This is a genomic window from Micromonospora fiedleri, assembly GCF_016774385.1.
Classification (GTDB): Bacteria; Actinomycetota; Actinomycetes; order Mycobacteriales; family Micromonosporaceae; genus Micromonospora; species Micromonospora gifhornensis.
This window is the reverse complement of sequence record NZ_JAETXL010000053.1, coordinates 1-476: the sequence shown is the minus strand read 5'-3', so window position 1 is coordinate 476 and position 476 is coordinate 1. Positions and strand designations below refer to the sequence as shown.

The 476-nt window shown below is 69.3% G+C and carries 1 pseudogene; it reads left to right on the top strand.

Features of this window, described 5'->3' with window-relative positions:
- Window positions 1-214 (top strand): annotated as a pseudogene (locus JMF97_RS30595) (epoxide hydrolase); the annotation flags it as partial.
- Window positions 215-476 lie beyond the last annotated feature (262 nt).

The following is a 476-nucleotide window of genomic DNA, read 5'->3' as shown; positions in this document are numbered from 1 at the left end:
ACCGCCCGAGCTGCCACCGCGGCCGTTAGCGTTGGGGGGCGAGGTGTTTGCGTGCGACGTAGGGCAGCCGATCCGGCGCTTCGCCGAACCCGGGCTGCCGAACATCGGGCATTGGAGCGAGTTCGACCGGGGTGGCCACGTCCCGGCGATTGAGGTGCCGGACCTGTTCGTCGGCGACCTGCGCGCCTTCGCCGCCAAGATCCGCCAGGGCTGAGCCCGACGGCCGGGGCGCGGGGGCGCGGCCCGGCCAGGAGCACCGAGCCTGAACCGCTGGCCACCGTCCGTGCAGGGTGGCCAGCGGTTCGGGTGGCGCTCAGACGAAGAAGGTGTTGGGTTCCTGGCCGCACAGGATCCGGCGGTACAACTCCAGGTTGGTGCTGGGCAGGTTCAGCGCGTGCAGGTGGAGCGTCTGCATGTCGCGCTGGATGGGCTGGATCGGGATGGTCGAGTAGTGGTCTCTTATACACAGCTAGAGT